The organism is Streptococcus parasanguinis (genome assembly GCF_019929185.1).
Lineage (GTDB): Bacteria > Bacillota > Bacilli > Lactobacillales > Streptococcaceae > Streptococcus > Streptococcus parasanguinis_O.
The window spans coordinates 1-18,685 of sequence record NZ_JAHZPC010000010.1; the positions used below are offsets into that span (position 1 = coordinate 1).

13 protein-coding genes, 2 pseudogenes and 1 riboswitch are annotated in these 18,685 nt (G+C 43.2%); of the genes and pseudogenes, 2 read left to right on the top strand and 13 right to left on the bottom strand.

The genetic code is table 11. The features are described from left to right. Window positions 1–155: 155 nt before the first annotated feature. The 6 genes from clpP to K1I56_RS06910 all read right to left on the bottom strand — a co-directional run bounded on the left by clpP (window position 156) and on the right by K1I56_RS06910 (window position 9,083). Entirely contained in the window at window positions 156–746 is a 591-nt protein-coding gene (gene clpP / locus K1I56_RS06885) for an ATP-dependent Clp protease proteolytic subunit ClpP (RefSeq protein ID WP_021153673.1), read from the bottom strand. Window positions 747–874: 128 nt separating this feature from the next. Beyond that, window positions 875–1,504 carry a uracil phosphoribosyltransferase gene (upp, locus tag K1I56_RS06890; protein ID WP_003005574.1) on the bottom strand — a complete coding sequence of 210 codons (630 nt, stop codon included), beginning with the start codon at window positions 1,502–1,504 and terminating at the stop codon, window positions 875–877. Between the two features lie 219 nt (window positions 1,505–1,723). After that, window positions 1,724–4,384: a magnesium-translocating P-type ATPase gene (gene mgtA / locus K1I56_RS06895; RefSeq protein WP_223325600.1), complete on the bottom strand. Its 2,661-nt coding sequence runs from the start codon at window positions 4,382–4,384 to the stop codon at window positions 1,724–1,726. Between the two features lie 207 nt (window positions 4,385–4,591). Then, window positions 4,592–4,749: riboswitch (M-box (ykoK) riboswitch) on the bottom strand. A 35-nt stretch (window positions 4,750–4,784) separates the two neighbouring features. Next, window positions 4,785–5,948 (bottom strand): MalY/PatB family protein, encoded by a 1,164-nt coding sequence (locus K1I56_RS06900; RefSeq protein WP_023918813.1) that lies wholly within the window; start codon window positions 5,946–5,948, stop codon window positions 4,785–4,787. Window position 5,949: 1 nt separating this feature from the next. Next, window positions 5,950–7,047: a cystathionine gamma-synthase gene (locus K1I56_RS06905; RefSeq protein ID WP_070506858.1), complete on the bottom strand. Its 1,098-nt coding sequence runs from the start codon at window positions 7,045–7,047 to the stop codon at window positions 5,950–5,952. Window positions 7,048–7,454: 407 nt separating this feature from the next. Continuing rightward, a complete protein-coding gene (locus tag K1I56_RS06910; protein ID WP_223325601.1) occupies window positions 7,455–9,083 on the bottom strand; it encodes a putative polysaccharide biosynthesis protein in 1,629 nt (542 codons plus the stop codon). A gap of 87 nt (window positions 9,084–9,170) precedes the next feature. Between K1I56_RS06910 and K1I56_RS06915 the strand changes: the two genes are divergently transcribed. Beyond that, complete coding sequence (locus K1I56_RS06915; RefSeq protein ID WP_223325602.1) at window positions 9,171–10,616, top strand: UDP-N-acetylmuramoyl-L-alanyl-D-glutamate--L-lysine ligase; 1,446 nt, start codon at window positions 9,171–9,173, stop codon at window positions 10,614–10,616. 36 nt (window positions 10,617–10,652) lie between these two features. Here the strand turns inward: K1I56_RS06915 and K1I56_RS06920 are convergent, their stop codons facing one another. The 6 genes and pseudogenes from K1I56_RS06920 to K1I56_RS06945 all read right to left on the bottom strand — a co-directional run. Beyond that, complete coding sequence (locus tag K1I56_RS06920) at window positions 10,653–11,303, bottom strand: DUF1803 domain-containing protein (RefSeq protein WP_223325603.1); 651 nt, start codon at window positions 11,301–11,303, stop codon at window positions 10,653–10,655. Further along, a complete protein-coding gene (locus K1I56_RS06925) occupies window positions 11,287–11,799 on the bottom strand; it encodes a YiiX/YebB-like N1pC/P60 family cysteine hydrolase (protein WP_223325604.1) in 513 nt (170 codons plus the stop codon). The genes K1I56_RS06920 and K1I56_RS06925 overlap by 17 nt, the downstream gene beginning before the upstream one ends. A 63-nt stretch (window positions 11,800–11,862) precedes the next feature. Beyond that, window positions 11,863–12,798, bottom strand: a complete 936-nt coding sequence (locus K1I56_RS06930) for a manganese-dependent inorganic pyrophosphatase (protein ID WP_223325605.1) — start codon at window positions 12,796–12,798, stop codon at window positions 11,863–11,865. Window positions 12,799–12,925: 127 nt separating this feature from the next. Next, complete coding sequence (gene pflA, locus K1I56_RS06935; protein WP_003005017.1) at window positions 12,926–13,720, bottom strand: pyruvate formate-lyase-activating protein; 795 nt, start codon at window positions 13,718–13,720, stop codon at window positions 12,926–12,928. Window positions 13,721–13,933: 213 nt separating this feature from the next. Further along, window positions 13,934–16,243 carry an endonuclease/exonuclease/phosphatase family protein gene (locus K1I56_RS06940; RefSeq protein ID WP_223325606.1) on the bottom strand — a complete coding sequence of 770 codons (2,310 nt, stop codon included), beginning with the start codon at window positions 16,241–16,243 and terminating at the stop codon, window positions 13,934–13,936. A gap of 129 nt (window positions 16,244–16,372) precedes the next feature. After that, window positions 16,373–17,137: pseudogene (locus K1I56_RS06945) on the bottom strand (alpha-amylase family glycosyl hydrolase); the annotation flags it as partial. Between K1I56_RS06945 and treR the strand changes: the two are divergent. After that, window positions 17,111–17,689, top strand: a pseudogene (gene treR, locus K1I56_RS06950) (trehalose operon repressor); the annotation flags it as partial. The pseudogenes K1I56_RS06945 and treR sit on opposite strands and share 27 nt — an antisense overlap. A gap of 186 nt (window positions 17,690–17,875) precedes the next feature. Here treR and K1I56_RS06955 read toward each other — a convergent pair. After that, a complete protein-coding gene (locus tag K1I56_RS06955; RefSeq protein ID WP_049474005.1) occupies window positions 17,876–18,679 on the bottom strand; it encodes an ABC transporter ATP-binding protein in 804 nt (267 codons plus the stop codon). Window positions 18,680–18,685 lie beyond the last annotated feature (6 nt).

An 18,685-nucleotide genomic window follows, 5' to 3' on the forward strand; every position in this document is an offset into this window, starting at 1 on the left:
GTCCCACCTCCGCACAGTTGAGTAGGGCTGTAAAAGCTGATGAAATCAGCGTAGTAGAGCCCACTCAACCACTGCGTTTTGCTCGACAATCCAAAAATAATTGAGAGGCTAGGACTTTTGTCCCAGCCTCTTGACGGACCTTCCCATAGGATGGTTTAACCCAATTTATTATTGGCCATGATTTCATCAATAAAGCCATATTCAAGTGTTTCTTGCGCGCTCATCCAATTGTCACGTTCAGCATCAGCATGCACTTTTTCAATGGATTGACCTGAATTTTCCGCAAGGATTTTTTCCAAGTTATTCCGTGTTTTGAGCAAGTGTTCTGCTGCAATCGCCATATCGGTTTGTTGGGTACCACCACCAGTACCACCCATTGGTTGGTGAATCATGTACTCAGCGTTTGGCAACATGAAGCGTTTGCCCTTCGCACCGCTTGAAGCGATAATAGTTCCCATAGAAGCGGCCATCCCCATAACAATGGTTTGGACATCTGACTTGATAAAGTTCATAGTATCTACAATGGCGAGACCTGCAGAGACAGAGCCACCTGGTGTATTGATATACATATAGATATCTTTTGTATTATCTTGGGCATCCAAGAAGAGCAATTGAGCGATAATGGAGTTAGCCATTTGGTCCTCAACTGGTCCTGTTACCATGATAATTCGATCTTTCAACAGACGGGAATAAATATCGTAAGAACGTTCTCCACGACTGGTTTGTTCAATAACTACTGGAATCATCTATTCTTCTCCTTTAGTATCCATTCATTCTCACGATTCGTGAGGTTCAAAGTATATGTGCTATTATAAACCAATGGTCAAAAAAGGTCAAATCTTAAGCACCTTTCGTACGAATCATGAATGGCTTCTTATTTGGTACCGAATAAACGGTCACCTGCATCTCCAAGACCAGGAACAATGTAGCCATGTTCATTCAAATGATCATCGAGGGCTGCTGTAAAGATATCAACATCTGGGTGAGCTTCTTGAAGAGCTTTCACCCCTTCTGGCGCTGATACTAGGCAGACAAATTTGATATGGCTAGCGCCACGTTTTTTCAAGGAATCAATCGCTAGAATAGCGGATCCACCCGTAGCAAGCATCGGGTCTACTACAAAGATACGACGTTGATCAATATCTTCTGGCAATTTCACCAAGTATTCAACTGGTTTCAAGGTTTCTTCATCACGGTACATCCCGATATGGCCAACCTTAGCAGCTGGTACCAAACTCAAGAGACCATCAACCATCCCAATCCCTGCACGAAGAATTGGGACAATAGCCAATTTCTTCCCTGCGATTTGTTTTTGAACGGTTTTGGTAATAGGAGTTTCAATCTCAACATCTTCAAGAGGCAATTCACGCAACACTTCGTAGCCCATCAACATAGCAATTTCATCGACCAATTCACGAAAGGCCTTCGTAGAGGTATCAGTGCGACGAAGAATAGACAATTTGTGTTGAATCAGTGGATGTGTAATAACTTCTAATTTTCCCATTTTGAGATCCTTCTTTCTAAGCTGTTATTATTCAAAAAAGAGCTATGATAAAAGTGGAGTCAATCTCTACTCTTTCTTTCAGTCCCTCTTTGATACTCACAGCACATGGAAATCTTCATTTCCAACTTTACATTCTTCTTATTATACCAAATTTTACAAAAAAAAGAGAGCCCTTACACTTAATTTTTTAAGTTCGGACTCACTCTTTCTATCAATCAATTACAACCATTCTTTGTATTTCTTAATATAGATACGTTTGACAACCGTCACACTCAGCATATAGAGGACGATAATCGCAAACAATAGAACAAAGTACAATCCATTTAGTTGGCTCAACTTCAAGATAGAAGCCAAAGGACTATATGGAAGGGAGGTTACAAAGAAGGCTGCTGCTAGAGTCGTCACCACGACTGAGAAGGCTGGACGACTTTGGATAAATGGCAGTTTTGGTGAACGCAACATATGAATAACCATGGTTTGAGACCACATAGATTCAATAAACCATCCAGTTTGGAACACCATGATAAAGGCTGCTGCATCTGCTGCTCCATGGTTGTATCCATGACCTAAAATCATTGGGACAACAAGGAAGTAAAGAAGCATGTAGGTAATAATATCAAATACAGATGAAATTGGACCAATCCAGGCCATGAAGCGCATGATAGAGTTTGCTTCCCAGATACGAGGTTTCTTGAGAAATTCCTTGTCGACATTGTCAAAAGGAAGGGCGATACAAGAAAGATCATAGATAAGATTAAGCACAATCAAATGAACAGGAGCCATTGGAAGGAAGGGCAAAAAGATGCTGGCGAAGAGCAGAGAGAAGATGTTCCCGAAGTTAGAAGAGACCGTCATCTTGATGTACTTGGTCATATTGGCATAGACCTTGCGGCCTTCAACCAAACCTTTTTCAAGGACCATCAAGTCCTTATCTAGAAGGATGACATCTGCTGTTTCCTTGGCAATATCCACAGCGGTATCCACAGAGATCCCAACGTCTGAGACCTTCATGGATGGAGCATCGTTGATACCATCTCCCATGTAACCAACCTTGTGGCCATTGTTCTTGAGGCAGAGGATGATCCGCGCTTTTTGATCGGGTGATAGTTTGGCAAAGACCGTTGTTGTTTCCACAACTTTTGCTAACTCTTGGTCAGTCATCGTATCGATTTCGCTTCCCAAAAGAATCCGCTCGACATCTAGTCCTACTTTTTCACAGACAGCTTGGGTGACCTTTTCATTGTCCCCAGTTAAGATCTTGGTGGTTACCCCATATTCTGCAAGAGCTTTGATCGCTGGAGCTGCAGAAGGTTTTGGTGGATCAAGAAAGGCCAGGTAACCGGTTAGGATCATGTCTCGTTCATCTTCAACACTAAAGATGTCATTTTCGTCCAAGTCGGTTTTGTAGCTGACGCCCAAAACACGAAGACCTTGTTCATTTAATTGAGCAACTTCAGCGAGGACCTCTTGACGGACTTCATCTGTCAGGCGTTTAATCTCACCCTTGTATTCAACATAAGTCGATACAGAAAGCATTTCTTCCAAGGCACCCTTGGTCACCATGCTGACCACACCGTCTTCGTCTTTGACAATGACACTCATGCGACGACGTTCAAAATCAAAGGGCAATTCATCAATCTTATGGAAGGTTTGATCCAGGTCGCGAACAATTTCATGTTTCTTGGCTTCTTTCTGGGTCCGATTGATAATCGCTCGGTCCATCAAATTTTTTAGCCCAGTTTGGAAATAGGAATTCAAGTAAGCCCGGCGAAGGACTGATAGATCCAACTCGCCATGGATATCAAGCGGATACTCCAAAACGATTTCATCTTGGGTCAAGGTTCCTGTCTTATCAGTACACAAAATATCGATAGCGCCGAGGTCTTGGATGGCATTGAGCTTTTTGATAACGACTTTTTCTTTTGCCATAATGATGGAGCCCTTAGCAAGACTCGCTGTAATAATCATCGGCAGCATTTCCGGAGTCAAACCAACCCCAACGCTGAGGGCAAAGACACCCGCTTCTAACCAGTCACCATCTGTGAGGCCATTGATCACAAAGACAATGGGCACCATCACTAACATGAGCCGAATCAAGAGCCAAGAGATGGTATTCATTTCTCTCTCAAATGAGGTTGGTTCGTCATAAGTGTTGATGGTTTGCTCAATAGCTCCCATCATGGTTTCATCTCCCACGACCAAGACCAAGGCTGTCGCCCGTCCGGAGATGACATTGGTCCCCATAAAGGCCAAACTTTCACTTTCCAAGAGACTATCTAGATTTTGACTGTCGGCTTTTCTGAGACAAACCTTTTCAACAGCATCACTTTCCCCCGTGAGACCAGATTGTTGGACAAAGAAGTCACGGGAATCAATCAAGACCACATCTGCTGGGATCATATCGCCGGCACTCAGTTTGATCACATCACCTACGACGATTTCATCGATCGGAATTTCTTGTTCCGATCCATCACGCAGAACGGTCGCTGTATTGACAATCATACGTGATAGGTTGCTAGCTGCTTTGTCGCTCCGCAATTCTTGAATGAAGCGGATACCACCTGAGATCAAGACCAAGGTCACAATGATGATGGAGGTCGTTGGATCCTGTTCACCTGGTTTTGCTAGCCAGACATTAGTAATGAAGGAAACCAGCGCAATGACTAACAAAATCACTGTAAAAGGATTGATGATGGATTCGTAGATCTTTTTGATCATGGAATCTTCTTGACCTTTTGTGATGACATTTTCGCCATAGGCATCGCGGTTTTCTTCTACTTGATCGTCAACTAAACCAAGGGCACTGGTTTTGTAGTTGGCAAAGGTGCTTTCAAGTGGTTCTTGAAGAGCAGCAATGAGTCTTTCTTTATTTGTTTGCATTGGTATCTCCTTTTTCAATCAGGAGCCAATCACTTTTGGAGTCCCTACGACACAAATCAGCGATTGGCTGGTTCGGTGCGGTTCGGGATGATCGTCGATTTGTATCATAGCTCTCTCCTTTCTCTTTTCTTGGTAAGGCATAAAAAAGAGTCCTACCCTCGATCGGTAGGACTCATGAAACTCGTCATTTATTTTTCAATCAAAACTCTCAAAAAACTGACCGTCCAAGCTTTAGCTCCACAAGGCAATGAAATGAGCTTAGTCTTGACCTTTGCGATCAGGACTGTTAACCAACGAGTAGTGTCTCCACTGCTTTGCGGTAGTCATCCGTATCCTTGTGGTAGCCTCACCTACCGTATTTCGAGTTTATTTTACTCCTTCACTCACAGAAAGTCAACACTTATTTGTGAAAAGTTTCCACCAAGCGTTTGGTGATTTCTTCAATGAGGGTGAAAGGGGCTGCTACATTGAGGCGAGCATGCAAGTTTCCTTCTTTTCCAAAATCTGTTCCACGGTTCAAAATCAATTTGGCTTGGTCATGAATTTTAGCATGCAGCTCATCATCGGTATAAGGATAGGCTGAAAAGTCCAACCAAAGAAGATAGGTGCCTTGGGGTTTCATGACACGGATTTTGGTCTTTTCATGCAATTCATCTACCACATAGTCGATGTGTTTTTCAAAAACTTGCTTGAGCTCTGTCAACCAAGGCTTGCCATGACGATAAGCCGCTTCTGTAGCAATATACCCTAAGCCTGAGATTTCATGTTGATTATTAGTCAATTGCCGTTGTTTAAAAGCCGTACGAAGCTTTGGATTTTCAATGACCACATAGGAATTTTTTGTTCCTGCAATATTGAAAGTCTTGGTTGCACTGGTTAAGATCAAACTGAAGTCTTTAAAGATTGGATCAACCGTGTTAAAGCTGGTATGACGGTGGCCAAACAAGGCCAAATCTTGGTGGATCTCATCTGAAACGAGAAGGACACCATGTTTTTGACAGAGGTGGCCGATTTTTTCCAAGACTTCACGATCCCATACACGGCCTCCAGGATTGTGCGGATTACACAAAACATAGAGTTTAACTTCTTGCTCCACAATGTCTTTTTCGAGCTGATCAAAATCAATTTGGAAAAGACCATCCTTTTCAACTAATGAATTTTCGATCAATTTTCGACGATTGAGTTTGACACTTCTGGCAAATGGAGGATAGACCGGCGTATTGATTAAGACAGCATCCCCTTCCTTAGTAAAGGCTTGAATAGCTGTTGAAATGGCTGGAACAACACCTTCGATAAAGACGACAGCTTCCTTGTCAAAGGAATAGCCGTGCTCTTCTTTTTCCCAATCAAGGATAGACTGGTAGAGGGTATCCGATGCGTAGGTGTAGCCATAGACCATTTGGTCCGCATAACCGATCACCGCTTCTCGTACTTCTGGAATGACATTAAAATCCATGTCCGCGATCCAAGCCGGAATGATTTCTGGATCTGTCTCTGTTTCTTTCCACTTGTAGGTATGGTGGGTCAAGCGATTCGGTAAAGTCGTGAAATCATATTTGGTCATCTTAAGCCTCCAATGCTTGTTTCAAATCGTCAATCAAGTCATCTGCATCTTCGATTCCGATAGACAAACGAAGGAGATCATCTGTCAAACCGTATGAATGACGAACTTCTGCAGGAATGTCCGCGTGAGTTTGGGTGGTAGGATAAGTGATCAAGCTTTCAACTCCGCCAAGACTTTCTGCAAAGGTAAAGACTTGAAGGGAATTCAACAAGTTAGGAATTTTTTTCTCATCTTGAATTTTAAAGGAGACCATTCCACCTTTTCCAGTGTAGAGGACTTCTTTGACCTGAGGGGAGGTTTTCAAAAACTCGACCACCTTGCGGGCATTCTCAGTGGAGCGCTCCATCCGGATAGAGAGCGTCTTGAGACCACGGATCAGCAGATAGCTGTCAAATGGGGAAAGAACAGCACCTGTCGTGTTCAAATTGTAAAAGAGTTTGTCATACAAGTCCGCATCATTTGTCACGACAACACCAGCCAAGACATCGTTGTGACCAGCTAGGTACTTGGTTGCTGAATGAAGGACAATATCCGCTCCCTCTTCAATTGGGCGTTGATAGATCGGGCTATAGAAAGTATTGTCCACCACGACTTTAGCACCTTTTGCATGGGCCAATTTGGCTAAATGAGCAATATCGAATTCAAACATCAATGGATTGGTTGGTGTTTCAATATAAAGGACATCCACCGGATCATTATCTAGATGGTGGATCAGTTCTTCTTCTGTATTGGCATAGGTGAACGAGAAGCGGCCTTCTTGCTCTTGTTGGTTAAACCAGCGGAAAGAACCTCCATAAAGGTCACGAACGGCTAAGACTTTTGAACCAACTGGGAAAATGCTAAAAGCAAGCACAATGGCTGACATTCCAGAGCTTGTCGCCAAAGCATAGTCTGCACTTTCGATAGCTGCCAAAGTCTTCTCAGCTGTTGCGCGTGTTGGATTTTTTGTACGGGTATAGTCAAAACCTGTAGACTGACCAAATTCTGGGTGCTGGTAAGTCGTAGAGAAATGCAAAGGAGTCGTTAAAGCTCCCGTTGCTTTATCCGACTTGATTCCTGCCTGTGCCAAAATAGTATTGATATTACGTTTTTTACTCATATTGTCCTCCGATAAACATTCAATCTAACTGCTTACTATTTTATCACTATTATGAAGAGAGCGGTTTTCCCATTTTCAAGACCTAGCTATAGTTTCAAACTATAAGAAAAGGCTTGGCATAAATGTCCAGCCTGAGAGTATAGACAAACAGTTCTTCTTTACAAATCGAATAAATTCTATAAAAATTTATTCGTTATAATTATTCAATCATCTATTGAAACTTTCCGCTGTGAGAAAAGTGCCTGAAACAATTCAGTTTCAGGCACTCGGAATTATTGAGACCTTAGGCTCAATAATTAGTCTTGGAACTTCAAGGAAGTTCGCTGACGTCCGTACTCACTTAAGGAAAGTTTTTAAGATAACTTTGTCCTCAATCAGAGACTGGACATAAATGTTCAGCCTTTGATTTATTTAATCCGGAATTTTTGTCTGAGACGTGCAGCTTGACCTCCGATAAAGCGGTCAAAATACCGTAGCCATAATCCTAAGGCTCCATAGATAACAACTCCTAATCCGCCAATGACGATGATATAAATCATGCTCGATACACGGCCATTTGGTGGGAAAATCCAGCCCAAAATCAAGCCTGCGATCAAGACTCCAAGTAGCATCACCACAGTCAGGATAGAACCAAGCAAGGTCCGCTTGAAGACGATGGTTCGATTAAACTGAGTGATGGTTTGGATCTCTCGATACATGAGAACGATTGGCACCATTAAGGCAATGGTCGTTGACAAAAGTGGTCCATAAGAACGAAAAACCAAAATAAATGGAATTTGTAGGACCAATTTCACCACTACACCATAAAGGAAGTAGCGAATGGCCTTACGATTTTGAAAGAGGGCTTGAATCATTGGAGACAAGACTGTGTAAAGGCCGAGAATTACGGTCTGCAACATTGCTACGATGAAGAGTCCTAAGGCCAAGCCATCTGGTTGCCCATAGAAAACCGTATAAAGTGGTTTTGCGACTGCTACTGCACCAAAGGTGGCTGGAAGTAAGAAAGCTAGCAACATGGTCAAGTTATCCTGTACGAGCTTCCCAGCCGCTTTTAGATCCCCCTTCACATAATTCTCTGTCAAAAGAGGAATCCCAACTCCCCCAATCGAAGTCGCTACCGCAATCAAGATCATGGTAATTTTGTTTGGATTAGCAGAGAAATAACTAAACATGACCAAGAGCTGCTTTTGACTATAATCTGTGAACCAAGACATGACATTGATAAAGGTCATCTGGTCAACAATTTGGAAGAGCTGAATCGCGGAACCTGTGATGATAAAAGGAATAGCCTCACGAATCGTATCGATCAAGAGAGCCCGAGTATCAATCCCTTCACTTCCCTCTTGCTTTCTAAAAATAGAAGAGAGCAAGCCTGTCTTTGCAAGGTAATAAAAGAGCACCAGAAGGCTCGCTCCCATCCCGATAAAGGCCGCAAAGGTCGACTGCGTCACAGCCTGCACGTAATCACCTGAGCCAATCTTCATAATGAAGAAGGTCGTGAGCAACATCCAGATGACCCGGATGACTTGTTCTGCAATCTGGCTTATAGCGTAAGGCTTCATGTTGTTAAAACCTTGGAAAAATCCCCGAATGACACTCATCGAAGGAAAGATCAAGACAGCCCAAGAAAGGCTCTGCATGATCGGAATCAACTCATTTCCCCCACCTGAAAGGCTAGCAAAGACAGGAGACAACAGATACATGAGAATGGCAAATCCTAGGCCTAGAATTCCCATGAATTTTAAGAAGCCTCGAATCAAAGCAAAGCTATGATCAGCTTGGTCTCGAGTATTGTACTTGGCTACTTGCTTGGCAACAGCTACGGGTACTCCGGCTGTCGAAATCAAGAGAAACCAAGCATAGATATTGTAGCCCATTGTAAAAAGACCATTGGCTTGTGGCCCATATTTCCCCATCCAAATATACCAAGGAATAATATAAGCGGCTCCTAGCAAACGGCTGATAAAGTTGCTGGCTGTCATCCAGGCAGTCCCGCGTAGCATCTGGGCTTGCTGGTCATTTTGTTCGTGACTCATTGGTGTCCTCTTTCGTTTCTTCTTCTCTTCATTATAAACTTTTCCATGACACTTGTAAAATAGGGACTTTAGGTTTACAATAGTTTTATGATTACAATTGAACAAACCCTCAACATTTTAAAACAAGACCAAAATTTCCGAGAAGTTCTAGTAAATGGTGAATACTACTACCATCTAGAAGGAACAAGTTTTGATGCCATTAGCTATGATAGCCGCAAGGTTTCTGCTAGCACCCTCTTTTTTGTCAAAGGGGCCAACTTCAAAAAAGAATACCTGGAACAGGCTATTTCTAATGGACTCGGCTTTTATGTCTCTGAAAAAGATTATGAAGTTGGTATTCCTGCCATTCTCGTCAATGATATCAAACAGGCCATGAGCTTAATTGCCATGGAGTTTTATGGACACCCTGAGAAACAATTAAAACTATTGGCCTTCACAGGGACTAAGGGAAAGACAACCGCGGCCTATTTTGCTTACCATATTTTGGAACAAAGTCACCGACCAGCTATGCTGTCGACCATGAATACAACACTGGATGGTAAAAACTTCTTTAAATCGACCCTGACAACGCCAGAGAGTTTGGATCTTTTTGCCATGATGGCTCAGGCAGTAGCGAATGATCGGACCCACCTTATTATGGAAGTCTCCAGTCAAGCTTATCTGGTGAAGCGGGTTTACGGTCTGACTTTTGACGTCGGTGTTTTTCTCAACATCAGTCCAGACCATATTGGACCGATTGAACACCCAACTTTTGAGGATTATTTCTACCACAAACGTCTCCTCATGAAGAATAGCCAAGCCGTAGTCATCAATAGCGATATGGATCATTTCCAAGTTTTAGCGGACCAAGTCGCGAACCAAGACCACGATTTTTATGGAAGCCGGTCTGAGAATCAAATTGAAAACTCCAAAGCTTTCAGCTTCGCAGCCACTGGTAAGCTAGCAGGCGACTACGATATCCAACTGATTGGACATTTCAACCAAGAAAATGCTGTTGCTGCAGGTCTTGCCTGTCTTCGTCTAGGTGCGAGCCTTGAAGACATCAAAGAGGGAATTGCCAAGACGCGCGTTCCTGGCCGAATGGAAGTCTTGACTCAGAAAAATGGCGCTAAGGTTTTCATCGACTATGCCCATAATGGAGATAGCTTGAAAAAACTGCTCTCAGTTGTCGAAACCCATCAAACGGGGACCATTTCACTGGTCCTTGGATCAACTGGGAATAAGGGAGAGAGTCGCCGCAAGGACTTTGGCTTACTCTTAGAAGACCATCCTGAGATCCAAGTCTTCCTCACAGCGGATGACCCCAACTATGAAGATCCTTTGGCTATCGCTGAAGAGATTAGTAGCTTCATCACGCGCCCTGTAGAGAAAATCACAGATCGCGAAGAAGCCATTCAACGGGCTATGGCAACTACCAGCAAGGCTGAAGATGCTGTCATTATCGCAGGAAAAGGAGCTGACTGCTACCAAATCGTCAATGGCGTAAAAGAAGAGTATCCAGGTGATGCCGCCATTGCTGAACGTTACCTATAATCAAACGAAAGAAGGCTAGGAAATTTTCCTAGCCTTTTATTGTTTGATAAACATCAGTCTTTCCTTGTCCAAGTCCACTACTAATTCATATTTGCCTTCATTATTTTTTTGAATATAGCCTAAGACTTCTAAACTATCGACAAAGATGTCTCTGCGCTTTTGCTGGACTTCTTCTTTCTTGAGGAACTTGAGCAAAAAGCTAGTCATATACTTGAGAGCATACTCGGGATTAACATCGCCCAAAATAGCATAGAGCTTTTCTTGCTCCTCTGTCAATGGATATTGCTGAGCCACCTTGTAGAAGTAATTGGAAAGAGTCTGTGCATTTCGCGCAAAGTCCGTCTCCTCTATCAAAATCGCTTCATTGGCCGTATTGCGGAGTTCTGTTTGGAAGACTTTGGCTTTCAATTCCTGAAAAAGTTCACTATCCTCTCGGACAAAGACTTCTTGATCCAGGTCAACAAGATCAGCTGACTCTAAGAAAGGCAGGTTGAGGGTGTAGCGTTTATTTTCTCGAAGGATCAAGCCCGCTTTGATATACTCCTCCATCAGTTTATCCACTGGTTGATCTGGAAATTGGGCCTTGATTTGCCGCAAAATCACATCATCCTGCTGATCCAAATAGTTGATCAAGTCCTTGAAAAATGGCTGACGCGTCAAACGTGTGGGATTAATGATGGTAATCATCCATATACCTTTCTTTAAACTGTAGTTGCGAAGACTGGGCTAACTGACTCGGATTGGTCCCAGGCTGATCTAAAGGAACGGCTAGGCCGAGTTCTCTGTAGTAGGCTTTCCAAAAGGAACTATTCTCTTCTTCTCCCTCTCCAAACTTCATGGGAATGGTATCAAAAATAGGAAGAATTTCTGCTACAAACTGGGAACAATAGAAACCATCTCCATCTGGATAAAAGGAAGCATTGTAGGGAGAACCTAAAAGGTTTTCCGACAACTTTTTGACCTCTTTGAGATCGATTTTCGGATAGCGATAAAGGTCATAGACTTTTCCAACTTCAAAGAATTCCTCAGGGGTCTGGACCAGGACGCCACCTTCCACCGTAGCATGATAGACCTGTCCGTCCAAAAAGATAGCCACGTGACTGTAGTTACCTGTAGAAGCCTGGATAGCCTGCCCCATTTCTGTATCTTCTTTCACAAAAATCAAATCGCCATTTTCTAACATACTTCTCTCCTAGCAAAAAAGGAGCCGAAACTCCTTTTTAACAATGGGCTTCCCCATCTATGATTATGCATTAAAGCTTTCAGTCAATTGTGGTACCACTTGTTTCTTACGTGAAACAGCACCTGGAAGGAAAGCGTGGTTGTTTTCAAGTTTGAAGTTGAAAGCTGCTTCTACCTTGTCCATATTAGCACCAAGAGCCAAAATTTCTGAGTTTGAGTTGACGATGTCTGTAATCATCAAGACAAAGTCAGAGTAGCCGTTTGCAGCATTTGTGGCTTGGATGGCTGCTTCGATTTCAGCTTGGCGTTCCAAGACTTCAGCGATATCAACTGTATTGACCTGAGCCACACGGACATTATTTCCGTTGAGTTCAAAGGTCTTGGCATCGATGTCGATCAATTCTTCTGCTGATTTGCTTGCCAAGTTGGTACCAGCCTTGAGCATGGCAAGACCGTATTCTTCCAAGTTCACACCAGCCAATTCAGCCAATTCAGGCGCAATCACTTTATCAGATGGGTGGGTTGTTGGTGATTTCAAAAGAAGGGTATCTGAAATCAAACCTGATAGCATCAAACCTGCGATTTCTTTTGGAACAGCTACACCATGTTCTTTGAACATGCGGTACACGATAGATGATGCGGATCCAACTGGTTCCAAACGCATGTAAAGTGGGCTTGCCGTTTCAAAGTTAGCCACACGGTGGTGGTCCACCACACCGTAAACTTCTACTTCAGCGATATCTGAAACAGATTGTTGGAATTCATTGTGGTCTGTTAAGATGACTTGCTCTGCACCTTCTGCTTTAGCTGATGTGATCACGCGTGGTGCTTCCACACCAAAATAATCCAATACGAAAGCTGTTTCTTCATTTGGAGTTCCTAGAGCAACCGCTTCTGTATCCAAACCGTAAGCTTCTTTTGCAAGATAAGCAAAGGCTACAGATGAACCAATGGCATCTGAGTCAGGGTTTTGGTGACCAAAAACAAGAATTTTTGACATGTTTCTACCTCTTCATTTTCATTTCTATAGTCACTCTATTTTAGCACGTTTTTCCGTTTAAAGAAAGGGAATAGTTGTGTATTTTGTTAGAAAAAGACAGCTGGAAGCACCAACTGTCTTAACTTCATTATCCTTTAACTCGTTTCAGGTAATCTTGGTAACTTTCAGTTTCCATTAAATCCTTCGCATTTTGGACCCGTTCTTTTGTCGGTGGTTTTACACCCTCCAATTTGTAGGGAATTCCCAACTCCCGCCATTTGAATTCCCCCATGGTATGATAAGGAAGAATTTCAAACTTATCAACATTTTTAAGGGTTTTAACAAATTTTCCAAGTTCGATCAAGTCATCATCTCGGTCTGTCAAACCTGGCACCAAAACGTGACGAATCCAGACTGGTTTTCCAATATCAGATAGGTACTTGGCACAAGCTAGAATCGTTTTATTGGTATGGCTGGTCACAATTTTGTGACGTTCATCATTGATTTCCTTGATATCAAGAAGCACCAAGTCTGTCACTGCCATCAAGCGGTCAAATTTTTCCAAATAACGAGGCGTATTCCGGAAAGGAAGAGCACAGGTATCCAAAGTACAATGAATGCCCAACTCTTGAGCCTTGGTAAAAAGTGCAATCAAAAAGTCAATCTGCAAGAGGGCTTCTCCACCACTGACAGTGATTCCCCCTTTTTCGCCCCAAAATCCACGATAACGGAGGGCTTCTTCTAAGACATCATCCACCGTCCGCTCACGGGACTTGTTGGTTTCCATTGCCCAAGTATCTGGATTGTGGCAGTATTGACACCGCATTTGACAGCCTTGAAGGAAGACAATAAAGCGGATCCCAGGCCCGTCTACTGCCCCAAAACTTTCTGTTGAGTGTACCATTCCTGTTACTTTTCCATAGTCAACTGTTTCATTTTCCATTGAGGAACCTCTTCTCTTGAAAACGTTTTATGGTTTTATTATAACACGATTCCATCTATTTTAAAGAGTTTAAGCTTCTTTTTGAAAAGAAACTGTTCTTTTCAGTAGTTTTCATTGTCCTAGTACAGTTTCCAATATGGGACTATCTGTCCTGTATTTTAGGAGAAAAAAAGGAGCCAGCGACTCCTTTTTTAGATCTTTCTTTTGAAAACGTTAGTAAGTCTTTTTCTTCTTATACCAGACAAGACTCATCGTAGCTATTGCCACTCCAAAAAGAGCTAGATAGCTTGTTTCTTGTCCAGTTGATGGAAGGATTTTCCGCTTGCCTGGTGTCTTCGTTTCTGTTGTTGCCTCTTCCTTGTCGTCTTGCTTCTCATCTTCGTTCTTGCCCTTCTCTTTGCTTTCAGATGTTGAACTCTTTTGTTCATTAGCTTGGGCCTGATGAGGGACTAGTTGAGATCCTGTATTCGATGAGGAAGGGCTGTTTTGATCCGTTGCTTGGACTGTATTTCCTTGTTGATCATCCGTCGGCGTTCCTGGAGTTTGTGCTCCACTAAAGTCGATTTGGACCAAGACAGGATCATGGTCTGATGCACGACCGTGTTCCTTCATAAAGGAAGCATTGATATGGACGGGTTCAAACCTTGCTTTAGCTGCCATGTTGTTTGAGATAAAAATGTTATCCAAAACCTGATTGCTTCCACGGTAGAAATAAGAATAGCGATCGCCTGCATCATGTTGGGCCATTAAGTTTGTTAGTTCGTTGCCAGCAAGGATCTGCGCCGTGGTTGAGAAATCGTAGTCATTAAAATCACCCGTCAAAACAAAGGTGGTCTTCGGATTTTGCTTCAAGCCTTCTTGAACGAATTGATGGATGACACTAGCTTGTGCTTCACGAGTTGGCAAGGTATGTTCCACTGCTGGTTGGCTTGCCCCATAAATAGCATCATCTCCGATTTTTGATTTCAAGTGATTGGCAATCACCACAACTGGTTGACCTTTGAATTCAAATTCAACAGCTAAGGACTTGCGAGTATGATCAAACGATGGGTCATTAGGGGCAATCCGAGCTGGATTTTTAACCAGGTGTCCCTTGTCAAATTGCGCTGCCTCGTTGCTCGTTGCTGCCTCTTTTTTGGCTAAGCTCACGCGTTCTGGATTGTAGAGGATTCCCAAACGAATATTAGAACCAGGCTTTCCTCCGTCAGCGCCATCTACTGGAGCAACCTCCGTATACTCATAGCTCTTGCCACCCAATTCCTTGATCCGATTGGCTAGTTTGCGTCCACTTTCAACACCACTGGTCGTTCCGTCATCCACACTACCATTATTGTCCTGAACTTCGATCAAAGTGATGATGTCCGGATTGTGAATTTCATGGATAAAGGAATTGGCAATCAGCGTCACCTTATCCTCTGGGGTTTCATTTTTGGCATTGTTTGCCGAGAAATTTTCAATATTATAGGAAGCAATGGTCAGCTTGTCCTCACTTGGTTGGGTTTGAGCTGCTTGACGCTGCAAGCCACCGTCTTGGACCATCAACTGTTGAGTAGGCTCTAACTTATAAAAGCTATTCCGATACGTTACCACTCCTGTTAGGTCTTCCGTAAAGTAATCCTTGGCTTTTGCGACAAACTGATTCCCAACATAAACCGGAATTGTCGCTGTATTTTGCGCATGTGGCCGTAGATTCAGACCTCCAATATTGTTTAAAGGAAGGCCTGTAAAATCTTCTCCCAATACATAGATATCTCCTTTGTACTGGGGACCAAGGACATGCGGTTTCTTCACCACAGTGAGCATTCCTTCCAAGCTTTCCCAATAATCGAGAGCATCGGTCTCTGGGGCATAAGCAGTCGGATTAGGCTTAACATCCGCTGGCATCCCCGCAGTGATATTCACAGCTTCTGGAAGAGGGGCTGTCCCATCTTTTGTGATCCAAGTATCGACCAGCATGGTCACCGTTAAACTATTCGTTGGTTCCTTAAAGGTTTTCCCAGCTCCCAAGGTGACTTCTTCCATATAGCCTTCCTTGACGGTACCAGTGATTTTCACCTTGTCACCGACCTTTACCTTGTATTTGGAAACAACATAAATCCCATCTGAAGTCCGACTATTGCCATCCGATTCAATATCTTGGGCATAAAAACCATAGCGGTCTGTTTTGATCACCACCGCATTTTTGATGGCTACCTTTTGCCCTTCCAGTGGAGAGCGTTGCGATTCCCCTTGAATCTCCCCGATCTTAACCGTTTTCTCCTCAGTATCGTCTGAGGAACTGCTAGATGGCTCTTCTTTATCACTCGAAGCTCTCGTCGTAGCTTCTGTAGTTGTTGTTGTAGCGGAAGTCGAACTATTTGTCGAGCTTTCCTCGCTGCTAGTGTTCGCCACAAGAGCTGGCTGTGAAGTCGAAGCTGTGGTCTCGTCTGCAACTACCGTAAGGGCACTGCTAAAAACCCCCAACTGACTAGCCAATAAGGTGGCTACTCCCAGTAAGCGAATCTTTTTACCGTTTTTTCTCATACGTTTCTCCATCCCTAAAAAGTTTTCCTCTTTTATTATAAGGGAAGAACTTTGTATTTTCAAGCGCTTTCAAAAATATTTTTCAAAAAGAAAAACACTTCGACCCAAAAAGATCGAAGTGTGAAATACTTAAACTAATATCGCCAGTGTCTGATACGGTTTAAGAATTACTTTTTCAGAAAGCTTTACATTCTCATAGTTGGACAAGAGCACGCGCCCTGCTTGGTAGTCTTTTGGAATCGCTACTTCGACTTCACTTCCATAGAAATGATTGAGTACCAAGAGTTTTTGACCGTCTAAGTGGCGTTCAAAGGCATAGACTTCTTGACTATCTTCAAGTGCTGGCTGATAGCTGCCTTCTGCAATGATAGGCATCTCTTTGCGCAAGCGAATCAATTCTTTATAGAAGGTAAAGATTGGTCCATCCATCTCCTTTTCAACGTTAATGTCTTTATAGGACTTCCCAACTTTCAACCATGGAGTGCCTGTTGAAAAACCTGCATTTTCAGAAGCATCCCATTGCATAGGCGTACGTGAATTATCACGGGATTTGGCTTGAATGATTTGGAAGGCCTGCTCAGGTGACTTACCTTGATCCAAAAGCATCTGGTAAGCATTGATGGACTCGACATCCACATAATCTGCCATCGAATCATAGTCTGGATCAATCATGCCGATTTCTTCGCCCATATAGATATAAGGGGTCCCACGTGACAAGTGAATGCTAGCTGCGAGCATGGTCGCTCCTTCATTACGGAAGTTCTTGATATCTACAAAGCGATTCAAAGCACGAGGTTGGTCATGGTTATTCCAGAAAAGGGCACTCCAACCACCACGTTCACTCATTTCCTTGCCCCAAGTATGATAGAGACGTTTGAGCTCTTGCAGGAGGAAGGCTTTATCGAGACTGTTCAAGGGATGGGGTCGCAAATTTGTAGGCAGGCTCACTTTGATTTCCCCGTTTCCCAATTAACCAGCTACCAAGAAATCGTCAAAGCTTCTGGTCTTCAGTCAGAAACCAATGTCATTCGTTTGGAAAAAATCACTATCGATGAAAAAGGAGCCAAAAAAACTGGCTTTCCCCTCCACCGCTTAGTTTGGAAGGTGAGCCGGCAACGAGTGGTGGATGGCGTCGCTTCTGTCTTAGATATTGATTACCTAGATAGAGAGCTGATCCCTGGCCTGAGTAAGGAAATTGCCCAGCGCTCTATCTACCAATATATAGAAGAAGACTTGAATTGGCAGATTGGCTATGCCAAGAAAGAAATTTTGATTTCACCAATCGATAATCGCGATAAGATCTTACTGGATCTTGGAAAAGACCAACACGTGGTAACGGTCCGCTCCCAAGTTTACTTAGCAGACGGTCGGCAATTCCAGTTCACCGAAAGCCGTCACAAATTAGACAAGTTTCATTTTGTCGACTATGCAGAGCGGAGGAAATAAAAAGGAGGCTGGGACAAAAGTCCTAGCCTCTCAGTTATCTTTGTATTGTAGAGCAAGACGCAGTGGTTGAGTGGGCTCTACTACGCTGATTTCATCAGCTTTTACAGCCCTACTCAACTGTGCGGAGGTGGGACGACGAAATCGAATTCTAACGAATGACCGATTTCTGTCCCACTCTCTTTTATTTTATCCTAAGACCAATTCATCACTAACCAGAGTTTCACCACTGTTTTGTTGGAAGAGGCGCATCAAATCTTCAACCGTTAGGTTTTTCTTTTCTTCTCCTTTGACGTCGACAACGATCTTGCCTTGGTAGAGCATGATCAAGCGGTTGCCGTATTCGATAGCATGGTTCATATCATGCGTAATCATCAAGGTTGTCAAATCATGGCTTTCCACAATCTTTTGTGTCAATTCCATGACCATTTCACTGGTCTTGGGATCAAGCGCTGCGGTATGTTCATCCAGAAGCAAGAGTTTGGGTCTAACCAAGGCTGCCATGACCAAAGTCAAAGCTTGACGTTGCCCACCAGATAGATATTGAGTATCGACTTTGAGTCGGTTCTCTAAACCAATATTCAGTTCCTTCAAGGCTTCACGGAATAATTCGCGATCCTTCTCCCGAACGCCCCAGCTCAAACCACGAGATTTTCCACGACGTTGGGCAATGGCCATATTTTCTTCAATGGTCAAACGAGAAGCCGTCCCCATTTTAGGATCTTGGAAGACACGCGCAATATCCTTAGCACGCTTACGAACACTCGTATTTTTGATAGAGTTACCCTCTAGCAAGATATCCCCTTCATCCACGACTAGATTTCCTGCCAAGATGTTCATCAAGGTTGATTTCCCAGCTCCATTTCCACCGATGACCGAAATGAAATCTCCTTCTTCCACTTGGAGATCCAAGCCTTTTAAGACGTGGTTTTCATTAACCGTTCCTGCTTCAAATGTCTTATGAATACCTTCAATTGATAATAATGTTGCCATACTTTT